This is a genomic window from Bacillus sp. S/N-304-OC-R1 (genome assembly GCF_019749375.1).
GTDB lineage: Bacteria > Bacillota > Bacilli > Bacillales > Cytobacillaceae > Cytobacillus.
On sequence record NZ_JACWFE010000013.1, the window covers coordinates 118,837 to 136,116 of the forward strand.

The 17,280-nt window shown below is 38.2% G+C and carries 14 protein-coding genes and 2 other annotated features; of the genes, 10 read left to right on the plus strand and 4 right to left on the minus strand.

Translation table 11 applies throughout. The annotated features are described in order from the left end of the window. Nucleotides 1-272 precede the first annotated feature (272 nt). From H0173_RS11170 to H0173_RS11185, 4 genes are all read left to right on the plus strand, one after another. Nucleotides 273-1,271 carry a DUF3231 family protein gene (locus tag H0173_RS11170; RefSeq protein ID WP_221846603.1) on the plus strand — a complete coding sequence of 333 codons (999 nt, stop codon included), beginning with the start codon at nt 273-275 and terminating at the stop codon, nt 1,269-1,271. Between the two features lie 142 nt (nt 1,272-1,413). Further along, a complete protein-coding gene (rnz, locus tag H0173_RS11175; RefSeq protein WP_221846604.1) occupies nt 1,414-2,340 on the plus strand; it encodes a ribonuclease Z in 927 nt (308 codons plus the stop codon). Nucleotides 2,341-2,373: 33 nt separating this feature from the next. Then, nucleotides 2,374-2,916: a histidine phosphatase family protein gene (locus H0173_RS11180; RefSeq protein WP_260631142.1), complete on the plus strand. Its 543-nt coding sequence runs from the start codon at nt 2,374-2,376 to the stop codon at nt 2,914-2,916. A gap of 345 nt (nt 2,917-3,261) precedes the next feature. Next, nucleotides 3,262-3,478 (plus strand) — a binding site (T-box leader). Between the two features lie 88 nt (nt 3,479-3,566). Next, complete coding sequence (locus H0173_RS11185) at nt 3,567-4,910, plus strand: sodium-dependent transporter (protein WP_221846605.1); 1,344 nt, start codon at nt 3,567-3,569, stop codon at nt 4,908-4,910. Nucleotides 4,911-4,961: 51 nt separating this feature from the next. Here H0173_RS11185 and namA read toward each other — a convergent pair whose 3' ends face one another. The 3 genes from namA to proC all read right to left on the minus strand — a co-directional run bounded on the left by namA (nt 4,962) and on the right by proC (nt 8,066). After that, a complete protein-coding gene (gene namA, locus H0173_RS11190; protein ID WP_221846606.1) occupies nt 4,962-5,981 on the minus strand; it encodes an NADPH dehydrogenase NamA in 1,020 nt (339 codons plus the stop codon). Nucleotides 5,982-6,060: 79 nt separating this feature from the next. Beyond that, nucleotides 6,061-7,152 carry a glycosyltransferase family 2 protein gene (locus H0173_RS11195; RefSeq protein WP_260631143.1) on the minus strand — a complete coding sequence of 364 codons (1,092 nt, stop codon included), beginning with the start codon at nt 7,150-7,152 and terminating at the stop codon, nt 6,061-6,063. Between the two features lie 83 nt (nt 7,153-7,235). After that, nucleotides 7,236-8,066, minus strand: coding sequence for a pyrroline-5-carboxylate reductase (gene proC / locus H0173_RS11200; RefSeq protein ID WP_221846607.1), 831 nt, complete (start codon nt 8,064-8,066; stop codon nt 7,236-7,238). Between the two features lie 87 nt (nt 8,067-8,153). Continuing rightward, nucleotides 8,154-8,381, minus strand: a binding site (T-box leader). A 406-nt stretch (nt 8,382-8,787) separates the two neighbouring features. Here proC and H0173_RS11205 point away from each other — a divergent pair. The 4 genes from H0173_RS11205 (at nt 8,788) to H0173_RS11220 (ending at nt 14,211) form a co-directional block, all read left to right on the plus strand. Beyond that, on the plus strand, nt 8,788-11,571 hold the full coding sequence (locus H0173_RS11205; RefSeq protein ID WP_221846608.1) for a DUF6359 domain-containing protein: 2,784 nt from the start codon (nt 8,788-8,790) through the stop codon (nt 11,569-11,571). A 153-nt stretch (nt 11,572-11,724) separates the two neighbouring features. Further along, on the plus strand, nt 11,725-12,528 hold the full coding sequence (locus H0173_RS11210; protein WP_221846609.1) for an ABC transporter ATP-binding protein: 804 nt from the start codon (nt 11,725-11,727) through the stop codon (nt 12,526-12,528). Nucleotides 12,529-12,634: 106 nt separating this feature from the next. Then, nucleotides 12,635-13,480: a diaminopimelate epimerase gene (dapF, locus tag H0173_RS11215; RefSeq protein WP_221846610.1), complete on the plus strand. Its 846-nt coding sequence runs from the start codon at nt 12,635-12,637 to the stop codon at nt 13,478-13,480. Between the two features lie 53 nt (nt 13,481-13,533). Further along, the gene (locus H0173_RS11220) at nt 13,534-14,211 is read left to right on the plus strand and encodes an SOS response-associated peptidase (protein ID WP_221846611.1); all 678 of its coding nucleotides are present in this window, start codon (nt 13,534-13,536) and stop codon (nt 14,209-14,211) included. 69 nt (nt 14,212-14,280) lie between these two features. On the opposite strand, the gene H0173_RS11225 is transcribed toward H0173_RS11220, so the two are convergent. Next, a complete protein-coding gene (locus H0173_RS11225; RefSeq protein ID WP_221846612.1) occupies nt 14,281-15,198 on the minus strand; it encodes an LCP family glycopolymer transferase in 918 nt (305 codons plus the stop codon). A 271-nt stretch (nt 15,199-15,469) separates the two neighbouring features. On the opposite strand from H0173_RS11225, the gene H0173_RS11230 reads away from it, so the two are divergent. Continuing rightward, nucleotides 15,470-16,429, plus strand: a complete 960-nt coding sequence (locus tag H0173_RS11230; protein ID WP_221846613.1) for an MBL fold metallo-hydrolase — start codon at nt 15,470-15,472, stop codon at nt 16,427-16,429. Between the two features lie 27 nt (nt 16,430-16,456). Continuing rightward, a complete protein-coding gene (locus tag H0173_RS11235) occupies nt 16,457-17,251 on the plus strand; it encodes an SDR family NAD(P)-dependent oxidoreductase (RefSeq protein WP_221846614.1) in 795 nt (264 codons plus the stop codon). Nucleotides 17,252-17,280: the final 29 nt, after the last annotated feature.

The window sequence follows — 17,280 nt, forward strand, 5'->3', positions numbered from 1 at the left end:
TGCTCTATTAACGATAGGCACTCTTTTTTTAAGGCTTTGTTCTAAAAGATTGTTGCTTACTTTACAATATTTAAACCACAGAGTGGATTGGAGCGGAAAGCAAGTGCCTGTAGCGGAAAGGAACGGTTCACTGTTTAGTCTTAACAACAAAGTTTACAAAAACAGTATTTTTTAATTTCAATAATTTTAAGTATAAAATCTTTTTAAACGTAAAAAAATAAAAGTTATTCCTGGCTATATAATTTTTTCTTCAATGTGTTTGGAGGTGTCCAATGGAACATCAGGATCGCAGTAGCTTGACATCAGCTGAAATTGGAAAACTATGGGCTACTTATATGGGAAATACGATGGCTAAGTGTGTTCTTAGTTATTTTCAACATCATACAGAAGACGAGGATATTAAAAGAGTTGTTGGAACTGCACTAAACTTTAGTGAAAGGCTTATAGTTGAAATTAAAGATATATTTAAGCAAGAAAACTTTCCAGTGCCTGCTGGGTTCTCAGATGAAGATGTAAACCTTGATGCTCCAAGGTTATTTGCGGATGAGCTTTACCTCCATTACTTGAAATATACGGGGAAAGCTGGAGTGAGCATTTATTCAATTGCCATCCCTCTAATGACAAAAAAAAATATTAGAGATTTTTTTATTAATGCACTAAACTCAACTGTTAAGCTAATTACAGAGGTTAATGACGTATTAATGGAAAAAGGCTTTTATATTAAGCCACCGCTTATTCCTATACCTGAGAATGTGGATTTTGTGAAAAAACAAAATTATTTAAATGGCTTTTTAGGGGATGTTAGGCCTCTCCATGCGTTAGAAATTTCGCATCTATACGACAATATTGAGAATAACGTAACAAGCAAGGCATTGCTAATTGCATTTAGCCAAGTAGCCAAGATGGGATCAATTGAGAGGTTTATGTTAAGAGGAAAGGAAATTACAAGTAAACACATTGAAAATTGTATACAACAGCTTCATAACGATAATTTACCGGCTCTATTGTTATTGGACAATCTTGTAAGCACTTCTACCATTGCGCCTTTCTCAGATAAATTAATGTTATGGCATAAAATAGACATGTTCTCAATGAAAATTAGAACATATGCAAATGCTGCTTCACTTAACGGAAGGCGAGACATTGGAGCCATGTATGCACGCTTTTTATTAGACATCAGTCTTTATGTTGAGGACGGAGCTAATATTATGATAGATCAAGGCTGGATGGAGAAAGTTCCACAAGCAGCAGATCGAAAAAAATTAAAATGATATATATATAAAGTCTATTTACTCTATTCAGAGAAATAGACTTTTTTTCTATCTAAGCGTCTTTATGGCATCATTACTGTTTAATGGAATGGATGTGTTATAGTTAAAATAGGAAGCTGATCTTTGATAAAGGAGTTTATTTATGGATGTTTTTTTCTTAGGAACAGGTGCGGGAATGCCTGCTAAGCTGAGGAATGTGACCTCAATTGCCTTAAAGCTGCTTGAAGAACGCGGCACTATCTGGTTATTCGATTGTGGGGAGGCAACCCAGCATCAAATTTTACATACTTCCATTAAACCGCGAAGAATTGAAAAAATTTTTATTACTCATCTTCACGGAGATCATATTTACGGTTTACCCGGTTTATTATCAAGCCGCTCTTTTCAAGGCGGCGAATCAGAAGTAACTCTTTACGGTCCAAAGGGTTTAAAGGAATATGTGGAAATTTCCTTAACCATTAGCCAAACATATTTAAAATATCCTTTAAAAATCATTGAGATTGAGGAAGGTATTATTTTTGAAGATAATGAGTTTTTAGTGGAAGCCCGCCTTCTTGAGCATGGTATTCCTTCTTATGGTTATCGTGTTATCGAAAAGGATCGGCCAGGTACTCTTCTTGCAGAAAAACTGCTGGAGGCAGGCATAAAGCCAGGACCACTTTATAAAAAAATAAAAAAAGGAGAGCCGATTGTTCTTGAAGACGGGAGAGTCATTAACTCTTCTGAATTTGTAGGTCCTGCGCAAAAGGGAAGAATTGTGACAATTCTTGGAGACACTCGCAAATGTGAAGCCGCTATTGAATTGGCAAAAGAAGCGGATTTGCTTATTCATGAAGCAACTTTTTCTGCCGGCGAGGAAAATCTTGCGTTTGAATATTTTCATTCCACTACAACCCAGGCAGCTATGATTGCGAAAATGGCAGGGGCCAAACAGCTTTGTCTTACACATATTAGTTCAAGATATGACCGAAATGATTGGCAGACATTAGTTCAAGAGGCACAAACTATTTTTTCTAATACTGATATTGCATTGGATTTTAAGGAAATTAATATTCCGTTTGAGAAATAGAAGTATTTTTTATAAAAGGAGAGGAGTCTCTTAATGATGAAAACGATTTATTTCATCCGTCATGCACATGCGGAGGGACAGCCATTTGATTCGGCACTTACCAAAAAGGGCAGGGAACAAGCGGATGCTCTTATTGCTTTTTTCTCAGAAAAAGAGATTAATCGAATTTATTCGAGTCCTTATTTACGGGCAATTGAAACGATTAGCCCTTTGGCTAAATCTAGAGGTATGGACATTTTAGAGGATGAAAGGCTTGGAGAGCGCATGCTTAGTTCATCTTATTTTGATGACTGGCAAGATAAGCTTAGGGAAAGCTTTGCTGATTTTGATCTTTGCTTTGAAGGCGGAGAGTCACACGCTCAGGCAATGGAGCGGGTACAGTCTATCTTAGAGGATGTTATTCTGTCTGAAGATCAGAATATTATTTTAGTTAGCCATGGAAACCTTACGACCTTAATGCTTCGGTATTTTGATGATCGTTTTGGATTTGAACAATTAATGAATATGACGAATCCTGATGTTTTTGAAATTTTGATTCATAACGATGAAGTGAAGTTAAATCGGATTTGGAAATAGGTGAATGTCTTCTATTTCTTCAGGAAGAGATGTAATTTTCAATTTTTTATTGTATAGGAAATTATAAATTCGCATGCTGTGTATAACGTTGTCAAAAATTTTGTTTACGTTCAGCTCCAGCGCCTACCCCCTCGAGGTCACAAGCCAATCCTCCCAAAAAGGTAAAGAACACCTTTCCGTGAGGCTTGTCTTGTGCTTGTCGGGGGTGAGCACAAAGGAAAGCTTCTGCGAATAATCCTCGCAGGAACAATTGTCCTTTAATTGTTCCGAAGGCGCTTGCGCATTTGTTCTTGACATACCTAAAAGCACATACTATAATCTCACTTAAACCTAAATTATTATATCAGTAAAGCTATGAAGAGTTACTATTAAGTCTTATTTCCCTGTTTAGAGAGAGTTAGTGGCTGGTGGAAACTAACACAAAGATAAGATGAATTTCAGCTTGGAGCTTTTTTTACTGTCTTCTATTGGCGGTAAAAACGGTCATTCCGTTAACATGTTGAGTGGAAAGTCACATGCTTTCAAAAAGGGTGGTACCGCGTGAAGTATTCACGTCCCTTTTGATAGGCTGTGGCTTTTTTGTATTTTAAAAAAATTGATATTTTAGGCTTTCATTCTGTTAACAGGATTTTATTTGAGGAGGAGCATTTATGCAGCAAGATGAACAATGGTCATCGAAAATTGGATTTATATTAGCTTCTGCTGGATCAGCCATCGGGCTTGGGGCTATTTGGAAGCTACCTTACGTTACAGGCATGAGCGGAGGCGGGGCATTTATTTTATTATTTTTAATTTTTTCTCTGCTAATTGGTTTTCCGCTGCTGTTAGGGGAATTTGTCATTGGACGAAGTACGGGAAAAGAAGCAATCTCTGCTTATAAAACAATTGCTCCTAGAACTAAATGGCATTGGATTGGTTATTTAGGGGTATTTACATGCTTTCTGCTCCTATCCTTTTATAGCGTAATTGGCGGCTGGATTATTCAATATCTGTATTACAATGTGGCGGATCTGGTGGGAGCTTCAAGTAATGTTGATTATGAAGCATTGTTTGGCTCAACTGTTTCCAATCCGGTACCTGTAGTAATTTCACAAGGCATTTTTCTGGTGATTACCATTTATGTTGTCGCAAGAGGCGTTCAAAAGGGAATTGAACAAATTAGTAAAATTCTTATGCCAGCACTATTTATTTTGTTTATTATTTTAATTTTTCGTTCCCTTACATTAAATAATGCGATGGAAGGGATCAGCTTCTTTTTAAAGCCTGACTTTTCAAGGTTAACGTCAGATAGCATTCTGTACGCAATGGGGCAGTCATTTTTTTCCTTGAGTGTAGGGGTGTCAGTTATGGTTACGTATAGCTCGTATTTATCAAAAAAAGAGAGCATCCTTCAGCCAGCTCTATCTGTCGTTTTTATGAATCTATTTATTTCCCTTCTAGCGGGGCTCGCTATATTTCCAGCAGTATTTTCATTAGGGTTTGAGCCGACTGCTGGTCCAGGGCTGTTATTTATTGTTTTACCATCAGTTTTTGATCAAATTATGTTTGGAAAATGGTTCTTGCTTTTTTTCCTTGCTTTATTCTTATTTGCAACACTGACATCAGCCTTTTCAATGTTAGAAATCGTTGTTGCAGCACTCACTAGCAAAAAGGGGAAAGGAAGAACGGCCACGTCTTGGATGATGGGGGCAGCTATTTTTCTAGTCGGTATTCCTTCAGCTTTATCGTTTAGCACGCTGTCTGATATTACGTTCTTTGGTAAAAGTATATTCGATAGCGCTGATTTTCTAGTCAGCAATATTTTAATGCCGACAGGTGCATTGTTCATTTCAATTTTCGTTTCTTTTAAAATGAAGAAAGACTTATTAAGAAGTGAATTAATCCAAGGATCGAAAGGGTTAAATCTGATTTTTACTGTTTGGTTTTTATTGATGAGATTTGTTGTACCGGTTGTCATTATTATTGTATTTTTAGATTCATTGGAGCTTATTTAAATAAAAACAGGATGGAGAAATTTATCCATCCTGTTTTTATTTCAGGGTCATTTACATCCAGCCGCGCTCATATTGTTTAGGGGATTGGATTTGTGCGCCTAGTTCTACTGCGGCTGTTCGCGGCCAGTATGGATCACGCAATAGCTCACGAGCGATAAAAATTAAATCTGCGCGATCATTTTGCAGGATTTCCTCTGCGTGTATTGGGGATGTAATCAATCCGACAGCACCTGTTGGAATTTCAGCTTCTTTTTTAATTTTTTCAGCAAAAGGCACTTGGTAGCCAGGGTACGTATGTATTCTTGCTGGGACGACTGCTCCTGAACTGCAGTCGATCAGGTCAACACCTTGCTCCTTCATCCAGTGAGCCATTTCCACGTAATCCTCTGCTTCCATACCTTCTTCATGATAGTCACTTGCTGAAATTCTAACAAAAAGCGGTCCGTCCCATACTGACTTAATGGCATCGATCACTTCACGGAGGAAACGGTAGCGATTTTCAGCAGATCCCCCATATCCATCAGTCCGTTTGTTCGATAGTGGGGAAAGAAATTCATTAATCAAGTAGCCGTGCGCTCCATGAATCTCAATGACATCAAAGCCAGCTTGCTTGGCTCGGACAGCACCTTGTTTAAATGCTTCGACTGTATCCTGAATATCCTCCATTGACATTTCCTTCGGAGTTTTCATTTGTTCATTGAAGGAGAGTGGTGAAGGAGCGATAATCTCGCCTTCCAAAACAGCTTTTCTTCCAGCGTGAGCAAGCTGAATTCCTGTTGCTGAACCATGTTCCTTCATTAACTCTGTCAGCTCTTTTAATCCTTCTATGTGATCATCGCTCCAAATTCCTAAATCATTTGGAGAAATGCGTCCTTGAGGGGTTACCGCTGTTGCTTCAATAATGATTAAGCCAACCTGACCGATTGCACGGCTTGTATAATGAGTTTTGTGCCAATTTTCAACGATGCCATCTTCATTATGGCAGGAGTACATACACATAGGTGACATGACAATCCGGTTTTTAAATGTAGTGTTTTTTATCGTAAACGGAGAAAAAAGCTTTGTTTCCATAGAGAGCCTCCTTATTTTTACTTCTATATTAGTATATCAAGGAGACGAGGATAAAAAAAAGAAATTGCCCTAAATCTGGTTAATCCTTCTCCCGTAATTCTTTCAGACGGTATTTTGTACCTCTCCAAACAATGCCTCCCCGGATAAACGTTAAGAGACTTGCTCGAATTATAGAGTATATAAAAAGAAGTGCTGTAATAGGGAAAACGAGAAATAGCAGTGGTGAATAGGTTGTCATTCTTCTAATAATAAGAGTATAGACACAAGCTATCAAAATGACGTTGGCCATACTTAAAGCAGAAATATAAGTATTTGCCGTAAAGATGGTGAAAAACGGCATAACTTGGGAAATGAATGTTCCGGAAATAGCAAACAATACCATACTAATGCGGTAGTGAAGCCCGGCAAATGTATTTTTCTCTAATCCAATTAATGCTTCCTTTAAACTGCCGTACCATTCCACCTCAAGCAAATCCAGGGCAGTTACGATCCTCTGACTGTATCCATGCCGTTTTATTCTTTGACCGAGCATCAGGTCATCATCAGGTCGCATTTTTATAGACTCATGTGTTCCTATTGATTCATAAGTACTCTTAGCTATGAGGTTAAAAGCTCCGATTCCGATACCTGTTTTGGATTGAGGTTTATTAGCCATCCATGGACGTTTATAATATGAAAATCCAAACAGGAAAAAGGCAACAAAAGTTTTAAGCCAAAATCTATTTCCGCTTAAATTAGGGGCTGCGGTTAAATGATCTAGCTTATTTCTGGTAAAATAACCGACAGCCTTGCCTATTGCGCTTGGCTGATAAAGAACATCAGCATCTGTAAATAAGAGCAATTCTCCAGATGCTATTTGTCCACCGGTAAACAGAGCATAATTTTTTCCAAGCCAGCCGTCTGGCAGATTTGAAATATGAACGACCTTTATTCGTGAATCTGACTCTCTTAGCTGCTCCATTTTTTCCCCGGTTTTGTCGGTGGACCGGTCATTGACTAAGACCCATTCAATATTTCTGTAATGCTGCATCAACTGACTGGCAATGCTTGTTTTGATATCTTTTTCTTCATTTCGGGCTGCAACAATGATGGAAACGAGCGGTCCGTTTTCTAGCTCGCTCTCATCTTCAAGGCGTTTAAGTGTTCTAAAACCAAGAGATGCATCAATCAAAACAAATATCCAAACTAGCAGGCTTATAGAAAGTAAGATAATGATGTCAATACTGCCTCCTTGACAATAATAATGCGAATTTATTAAACGCTAATTTCCCCTCCTAATGCTTTTCCCAGTCTTCTTGATTGTGCCGTTGCTTCTTTAATGCAATCAATAAATGCATTTTGCACACTGTATGAATCCAATATTTTTATGCCAGCTTCTGTAGTTCCTCCTGGGCTCGTCACTTCTTTACGAAGCTGTTTTGGCTCTTTTGCTGATTTTGAAAGCATTTCAGCTGCCCCTAGTAATGTTTGCACAATGAGCTCCTTTGCAACTTCTTTTTCGAGTCCAATGTCCATAGCACTTTTTTCCATTGCTTCTGCAAGATAATAGATATAGGCAGGACCGCTTCCAGATAATCCAGTAACAGCGTCGAGCTGTTCCTCTTGAACAATGGTCGTTAAGCCAACCGTCTCAAACATTTTTTTGACAAGCTTCATTTGCTCGCTTGATACTTTATCGTTTATTGCTAGTGCCGTTGCTGATTTGCCAACTGCTGCTGATGTATTTGGCATTGCTCTAACAATCGCTAATGATTTTTTTGCCAGTTTTTCAATGCTGTTAATACTTATTCCTGCTAATACGGATATTACTAGGCTGTCATTTGTTAAGTAATTCTTTATTCTCGTAATGGCTTCTCCTGCATCTTTTGGTTTCATAGCCAAAAAAACAATATCGGCATCTCGAAATACTTCATCTAAACGATAAGTGGCTTGGACGCCATACTGATTCTCCATCTCAGTTAGTTTCTCTTGATCAGCCTTATTTGTTACCCAAATATTTTTACTATCAACTAGTTTATTGTTAACGATTCCAGATATTAAAGCTTCTGCTATAGAACCTGCACCGATAAAAGCTATTTTTTTCATGTTTAGACCCTCCTTGTTTTTGTGTTTATTGATAAAAATGTTTTAAGAGTAAAAGATGTAGGGAAAATAAAAAAGTCCTTTCATCCTGTAAAGGACGAAAGGACTTTGCTTTCGTGGTACCACCTTAATTACCCCTTTTAAGAATAACTTCTAAAAAGGGCATCTCTAATCCGTTAACGCCGGAAAACACGTTTAGGTTTGCCTAACTGCTCATAAGATAGGTTCAATAGCTAAGTGGACGGTGAAGCCTTTCAGCCGCTGAGCTTCACTCTCTTTCGCCGTTATCTATTTACTGGTCTTATTCATTGCTTTTCCATTTTTTGATCGATTAGGCGCCAATGGCACCGTTCAAATAATATTAATTGTGATTATGTATGAGGACAAGTGTGTTTGTCAAGGAATTTTTTTTATTTTTTGAAAACGGTGATATTACAATAGCTTTTTGAATTTTATATTTTGTGCCGGCTATACTAGAGTGGATGCTTTTTCATTGATGAAAACTATAGATCCTTGGTAATGTTTGGTTTTGTGTCAAAGTGATTAGTAGTTTCTATATAAACAAATACTAATGAGCTTTTGATCCCACAAGAATAATAGTATTATATGATCATTTTTGCTAGATCATCTATTTTTTACAAAATTGCAATTGTACTGTTAATACTGCCGTGCTTAACTAGAGGTGAAAGTGCACTTCACATTACTAGAATTTGGAGGAGATTGAATGAAGAGAAATCGGCAGAAAAAGTCATTTAATTTAGTGCTTATCTTTACAATGATTTTGAGCTTAATTGTTCCATTTCAAGTATCAAAAGCAGCAGAGACGCTTTCAGTTGCAGAGGCGATTGCAAATAATAGCGGAACAGCTAAAGTAGAAGGATATATTGTGGGTGTCACAAATAACGGGCCAAAATATCAGCATAGCGGACCTTTCACGGTTAATACCAATATTGCTATTGCGGATTCTCCTAATGAAACAGATGCTGCAAAAATTTTACCTGTTCAGCTGCCTAATAATAATATTAGAGCCGAACTAAATCTTAAAGATCATCCTGAAAACCTAGGTGTGAAAGTTCAAATTACTGGTTCACTAGAGGCATATTTTGCCGTGCCAGGCTTAAAAAATCCTACGGGCTATTCTTTTGATCTGACAGAGCCTATTAAAGTTCAAACAGTTAGTGCTTCTCCAAATGGGGGAATTGTTGTTAAAGGATCGACTGTTACATTAACAACTGCTACTGCTGGTGCAGCTATTTATTACACATTAGATGGAGCTGAACCGACTGTATCAAGCACTCTTTATAAAGAGCCTATTGCAGTTAATGATTCATTAACGATAAAAGCAATTGCTATAAAAGAGGGCTTAGAGGACAGCGATATAGAAGTTTTCAATTATAAAGTTCAGCAGGAATCTATCCGCATTCATGACATTCAAGGTGCTGGACACTATTCCCCATATGCAGACGAAAATGTTGCTGGTGTTGAGGGGATTGTAACGAAAGTTGTAGATGCCAGTAATTTTTATATGCAGGACCCGCACCCAGATGCTGATCCTAATACATCAGAAGGAATATTAGTGTATAAAAAATCTCATGGAGTTAAAGTTGGGGATGCTGTGATCGTAAACGGTCAAGTAAAGGAATGGGTTCTTGAGGGATATGCAGAAAAGCTGCAAACAGACCTTCCAGTGACAGAGATAAATGCTTCTTTTATTGGAATTTCAGCAAGTAATCAGGCTCTTCCGGCACCGGTTGTTATTGGGGTTGACCGAATTCCTCCGGTAACAGTAATCGATAATGATGGGCTAGCAGTCTTTGATCCTGAAGAGGATGGAATTGACTTCTTTGAAAGCCTGGAAGGGATGCTCGTTCAAGTGAACAACCCTAAAGTTGTCGCTCCGCAAAAATATGGAGAACTCATTGTTGTTCCTGAAAATGTTCCGGTAAACACGACAGCAGGCGGGTTGCGTATTACAGAATCTGATTTTAATCCAGAAAGAATTACAATTGATATTAATGACAATCGTTTTGTTGCTAAAATGGGGGATCATTTTCAAGGTTCCATTCAAGGTGTTGTTAGTTACGGATACAGCAATTATAAGGTGTTAAGCAACCGAGCTGATTTGCCTCCATTAATCGAAGGGACTAATTCCAGGGAAATAACGACGATTGCCCCAGATGCCAATAAATTAACAATCGCCTCTTATAACGTTGAGAATTTTTCAACGAAAACAGATGAAGAAAAAGTATCACGGCTAGCAGAAGCCATTGTTATGAATTTGAAGCACCCAGATATTATTGGTTTAACAGAGGTTCAGGATAATGATGGACCGACAGACAGCGGCACGACAGATGCGAGCTTAAGTGCAGCGAAATTAATTGATAAAATTGAAGCACTTGGCGGACCTAAATACACGTATATTGATATTGCGCCCGTAGATAAAATGGATGGCGGACAGCCGGGAGGAAATATTCGCGTTGGTTTCCTTTATAACGAAGAACGTGTTTCGCTAGTTCCTGGAACGAAAGGATGGGCTAATGAAGCTGTTGGTTTTGAGGATGGCAAGCTTACTTTAAACCCGGGACGCATTGACCCGACTAATCCAGCCTTTGAATCAAGCCGTAAGCCACTTGCAGCACAGTTTGAATTCAATGGTGAAAAGGTAATCGTTATCGCAAACCATTTTAATTCAAAAGGCGGGGATCTTCCTCTGTTTGGTAAGATACAGCCTCCGGTATTAAACAGTGAGGTTCAGCGATTGCAAATTGCAGCGATTGTAAATGGCTTTGTTAAAGATGTTTTAGCGAAGGATCCAAGTGCAAACATTGTCTTAGTTGGGGATTTTAATGATTTTGAATTCTCCAATCCGCTGCGCGTTCTAAAAGGTCAAGAATTGACAAACATGATTGAGAAAGTACCTGCTAAAGAGCGTTACTCATATAATTACCAAGGAAATGCACAAGTTCTAGATCATATTTTAGTTTCGAATAATTTAGCTCCTTCAACAGAGGTAGATATTGTTCATATTAATTCTGGCTTCATGGTGGAGCATGGCCGTGCTAGTGATCATGATCCTGTTTTGATTCAAACAGAGCTGAAACAGAAAGTTCAGCCGGAGGAGCCAAAATATGATAAAGTGTATGATCTTGTTGGCTACAAAGCGAAAAAACTTGTAATTGGACCAGACAATGTCCTTGTTATTATGGACGAGACTTCCTCAATTACAGAAGGGATTTGGCTGAAAAAGTCTGCTACCCTAAAAGGGGAAGGCTTGAAGAAAACAAGAGTCGTCATTAGCTCTGCACAAAAAGGTGCGATTGTTGATTTAACAGGAGCCGAAGTGAAAGAAGTTTTTATTGAGAAGGATAAGGTTTCAGAAATTAGAGGGGCAGAAAACGTTAAATTATGGACTGTAGGGAAAAAGGTTGACACCTCTCACATTAAATTTACAGATTCAAATGGAGATGAAATTCCTTCGCCATTCTCCTCAGAGGAAAAGGCAAGCTAATGATATATTATTCAAAAGAAGCTGTCGTTTTTACGATTAGCTTCTTTCTTTTTGCAGTTTTTATCATTCTTACCTATTTAAATCAAATTCAGATTATGCTATTGTCAATAAATAAAAAGATTCTGACTTTGGGAGAGAGTGAGGTTTATATAAGTGGGGAATATCGTTTCATTTAAAAATGTTTCATGGCGCCGCAGCGGAGAAGAAATCTTAAGCAATTTAAATTGGGAAATGGACCAGAATCAGCATTGGGCCATCTTCGGATTAAATGGATCGGGAAAAACCTCTCTGCTAAATATCGTATCGGGCTACCAATTTCCTACAGCGGGAGAAGTAGCGGTTCTTGGAAATGTGTTCGGAAAGACGAATTTACCAGAGCTGCGCAGAGAAATAGGATTTGTCAGCAGCTCATTGGACCGGTTCTCTAATAGCTTAAACTATGAAGCTGCAGAAGACATTATTTTAAGTGGGAAGTTTGCATCTATCGGTTTGTACGAAGATGTTACTAGTGAGGATGTAGAAAAAGCTGAATCATTGCTATGCAGCCTCCGTCTAGAATACTTAAAAGGGAAGCACTTCCGTCTTTTATCACAAGGTGAGAAGAGAAGAGTCCTGATAGCAAGAGCATTAATGGCTAATCCGAAAATATTAATTTTGGATGAACCTTGTACAGGCTTAGACATCCTATCTCGGGAAGAGGTCCTCGGTTTGATAAAGGATATTGTGAAAAACAATTGTCATTTAATCTATGTTTCTCATCATATTGAGGAGCTTGTGGAAGAAATTACACATGCACTGCTTCTTCGTGATGGCAAAATCATTGCGGCTGGCTCTAAATTGGAAGTCTTGACAGATGAAATATTAACTGAAGCCTTTAAAACCCCGGTTAGTATTCGGTGGGAAGAAGGAAGACCATGGCTTGCGGTAAAAAAAAAAGAAATGTTAGAAAGAAGGTAAAAAAAGGAGGGGCGATTTGCCTTTAGGAGGTAAGTTGTTAATCTTTTTTTGTAATAAATATTCTGATATTTCAGTATGTTATGATAAAAGTTCAGGGAGGATCGTAATGCTTGATATTCCTTTTACTAAAATGCATGGCTGCTGCAATGATTTTATTGTCATCGATAACCGGGACCGCATCATGGATGACATCCCCGTGACAGAGTTTGTATCAATGGTTTGCAAAAGGAGATACAGTATTGGCGCAGACGGTCTTATGCTTCTCGAAAACTCTGCAGTAGCCAATTTTAAAATGCGCTATTTTAATGCAGATGGAAGCGAAGGAGAGATGTGCGGTAATGGAGCAAGATGTCTTTGCAGGTTTGCCTATCAGCTTGGTATAGCGGATAAGGAAATGATCTTTGAAACTATGAACGGCATCTACAAAGCTTCTATACTAGGGAACCAGGTGCAGATTAACTTCCCAGCAATTAAAAGCAGTAGCGTTTCTCTTCATCAAATATTTGATTATAACGGACAAAATGAAACGTATCACTATGCATATGTAGGGGTTCCCCATTCAGTCTGGCTACAAGATGCATTTGAACGAATGAATATCCAATCCTTTCATGATTGGGGAAGAATGATCAGGAAAAGGACTGACCTATTTCCATCTGGAACGAACGTAAACTGTATTGAAGTACTGGATCGTCACCATATGAAAATTAGAACCTATGAAAGGGGAGTTGAGGAAGAAACCCTTGCTTGCGGATCAGGAGCAACAGCTTCTGCTCTCATTGCAAAATTATTAAACTTAATAGAATCGCCTGTCTATTTAGAAACTCTGGGAGGAACCCTTAAGGTCTCTTTTCAGTTTACGGAAGAAATGTTTAATGAAATATCTCTTGAAGGCAATGCTGTTATCGTATATAAGGGTTTTATTCACAGGGAAGCTTGGCAGGAATCTGTTTGATTATATAGTTTTTTGTTGGTAAAATATTCAAAACTAATTCAAAAGGTGATTTTATGTGCGGCCGTTTTACCTTAACTGCTTCTTTCGAACAAATTATTGATCGGTTTCAGATCGAACAATTTATTGAAGAAGATTTATTTTCTCCGAGCTATAATGTAGCACCTTCACAATCTGTATTATCGGTTATTAATGATGGCAGCAAAAACCGTTTAGGATTTTTGCGATGGGGGTTAATACCATCCTGGGCCAAAGATGAAAAAATCGGCTATAAGATGATCAATGCCAGAGCCGAAACATTACATGAAAAACCTAGTTTTCGTCAGGCTTATAAGAATAGACGTTGTTTAATCATTGCAGACAGCTTCTACGAATGGAAAAGACATGATGATAATACAAAGACACCGATGAGAATTAAGTTAAAGTCAGATGAGCTATTTGCTATGGCTGGTTTGTGGGAACAGTGGAAGTCTCCAGATGGCACATCTATTTTTTCTTGTTCTGTGATTACCACCACGCCAAATGAGCTCGTAAAAGACATTCATGATCGTATGCCAGTCATTTTAAAGCCAGAGGATGAAAGAGTTTGGCTCGATCGAACAATTACGAATACAGCTTATTTAGACAAATTGTTGAAGCCGATCGATCAGGAATTAATGGAGGCGCATGAAGTATCTCCGCTCGTGAATTCTCCGAAAAATAATTCAGTGGAACTGATACAGAAAATTTGTTAGTCAGGCTCCTGTTTACAGCTTGTACATGTTTTGTTTAAAAACCTTTTATCGTTAAGAAAAAGGTTTTTTTTACAGTTCTAAGTGCTTTTTTAATTCTGCCTGAATACGCTGCTTTTCTTCCTCAGAGACGATAAAGTAGTAAATGCTGTTTATAATGCTATTGCTGCCTTCAATAGACAATTGCTCAACTCCATTGGCTGCTGACCGGTAATGTTTTTGAATATCAACCATATCATCAAATGTCAAATTCGTTTTGATGTTTTCTCCTAAAACATTAAATATTTCTTTATATTTTACAATGGAGGAGAGGCTTGCCCCTTCCTTAAGAAAGGCTTGAATGATTTGGCGCTGTCTTAATTGACGGCCAAAGTCTCCTCTCGGATCATTGTACCTCATTCGGGAAAATAATAACGCGTCTTCTCCGTTTAAAGTAAGCTCACCTTTCGAGAAGTGCTTTCCGTCTTCGTAAAAATCTAAGTCATTATAGACAGTTATTCCTCCAACCGAATCAATCAATTTTATAAAGCCTTCCATATTGATTTGTACATAATAATCAATGGGGATGTCTAAAAAGTTTTCTGCCGTGGCTATCGCCATTTCTGCTCCTCCAAATGCAAAGGCATGATTAATTTTGTCAACGGTGCCGTAGCCGATTATCTCTGTTCTTGTATCTCTTGGGATGCTGAGCATTTTGACAGAGCTTTGTTCAGGATTTACCGTCAATACAATAATAGAATCAGAACGGCCACGATCACCTGGGCGCTGGTCAACTCCAAGCAATAGGACAGAAAATGGTTCCTTTTTGCTCAATTCAATTACTTCACTTCTTTTTTCTGATATTTCTCTATTTATAGGGAGATGCATTGTTTCCACCGTATTAGTCAATGATCTATACATTGAGTATCCATATAGGCTAGTTCCTATTAAAACTAATAGAATAAGAATACCTGCCCCGTAAAGCAATAATTTCTTTTTCCCGGATTTCATCTTCCTCCTCCTTCATTGGCATTTTAGTGTATTCTGTCAAATGCGAATGTGGTACTATTGTTTTTCTCTATGTTTCTTAGCTTCGTAACATAAATTTATGTTATGGAGGAGGTCCATTATGTTATAAACACTATTAAATTGTTCTAATGATACATAGAATTATGCGAAAATAATGACAATTAATCGATTAAAGAGTAAACTTATGTTTATATATTGGAATCATTAGAAATTACTCTATTTAAATATAATAATCCTTAAAGGAGTCGAACATATGGCTGAATGGAAAAATGACATAGCGAAACTTATTATTCCTACACCTTTCCCTGTTGGGGATGTGAATATTTATGTGGTTAAGGGAGAGAAATTGACTCTTATCGACGTTGGGCCTAGAACTGAAGAGGCTTGGGAGGCTTTAAAAACACAGTTAAAAGATTTAAGCCTATCTCCTGATGATATCGAACAGGTTGTCCTTACCCATCATCATCCCGATCATGCGGGTCTCCTGGATTATTTTCCGGACCAATTAGCTGTATATGGCCACCGCCATAATGAAAGATGGCTATTTCGTACGGAGGAATTTTTAAAGGCTCATGATGAATTTTATTATGATCTTTTTCCTAAGTGCGGAATTCCTGATCAATATTTATCTTTTATTGGCTTGTTTAAAAAGACACTCCGTTTTTCCTGCAGTCGTTCTCTTACAGGGACACTGAAGGAAGGAGACAATCCTCCTGGGCTATCAGACTGGACAGTGATTGAAACTCCTGGGCATGCCCAGAGCCAAATCGGTTTATTTCGGGAAAAGGATGGGGTATTTATCGGCGGAGATCATCTGCTAGCGCATATTTCCCCAAATCCATTAATGGAACCGCCAATCCATGGAGAAACAAAGCGGCCAAAGCCGCAAGTACAGCTTAATGAGTCATTAAAAAAATTAAGGCAATTCCCGATTAGGCTTGTTTATTCAGGACACGGAGAGGATATTTATAATTGCAGTGAACTAATCGAGAAAAGGCTCGCTCGCCAGCATGATCGTGCGATGTATGTAAAGCAAATGCTTCAAGAGGAGCCTCTCACTGTATTTCAAATTTGTCAGCGTCTTTTTCCGTCTGTATATGAAAAGGAATTTAGCCTAACGATCTCTGAAACTATTGCTCAGCTTGACTATTTAGAATCATTAGGTGAAATTAGAATAAATAAAGCTGGGAAGTCATTTTATTTTTCTGCCTAGTTTTGAATTTGTAAGATGAGGTGCAATATGTCAGACCGTTTAAAGAATAAAAATATTATCATTACAGGAGCGTCAGGTGGAATTGGTGCGTCTATGGCGGCACTCTGTGCGGAAAGAGGTGCTAATCTTGTTTTACTTGCGCGAAGTCATGAGAAGCTCCTCGCTATGAAAAAGGATTTAGAAAGCCGCTTTCATGTGAATGTTGATATACATAAGCTCGATGTTTCGAACACGGATGAGATCCAGAGTGTATTTTCGAAGGTTTTGGAGGGGCTTGGACGTGTAGATGTTCTTGTGAATAATGCTGGCTACGGAATTTTCCGTGAAGCACATGATGCAAAAATTGAAGACATTAAAGGAATGTTCGCAGTTAATGTTGTCGGCTTAATGACTTGTACCAGTATGGTTTTGCCTATGATGCGGCGGCAGGGGAGCGGGCATATTATTAATATTGCTTCCCAGGCTGGAAAGATTGCCACACCGAAATCAAGCGTTTACTCAGCAACAAAGCATGCTGTCTTAGGGTACACGAACAGCCTTCGAATGGAACTTTCTGATCAGCGTATTTTTGTAACAGCTATTAATCCAGGTCCGATTGAGACGAACTTTTTTACAATTGCTGATGAAAAGGGAACATATGTGAAGAATGTGAAAAAATTCATGCTGAAGCCTGAGTATGTAGCCAAAAAGATTGTAGACGCCATGCTGACGCCGACACGCGAAATTAATCTGCCGCGATGGATGAATGCAGGGAGTGTGGTTTATGCTCTGTTTCCAGGATTGTTTGAGCGGCTAGGTAAAGATATGTTTAATAAAAAATAATAGAGCAAGTGAAGAAAAGTTGCTTTTTT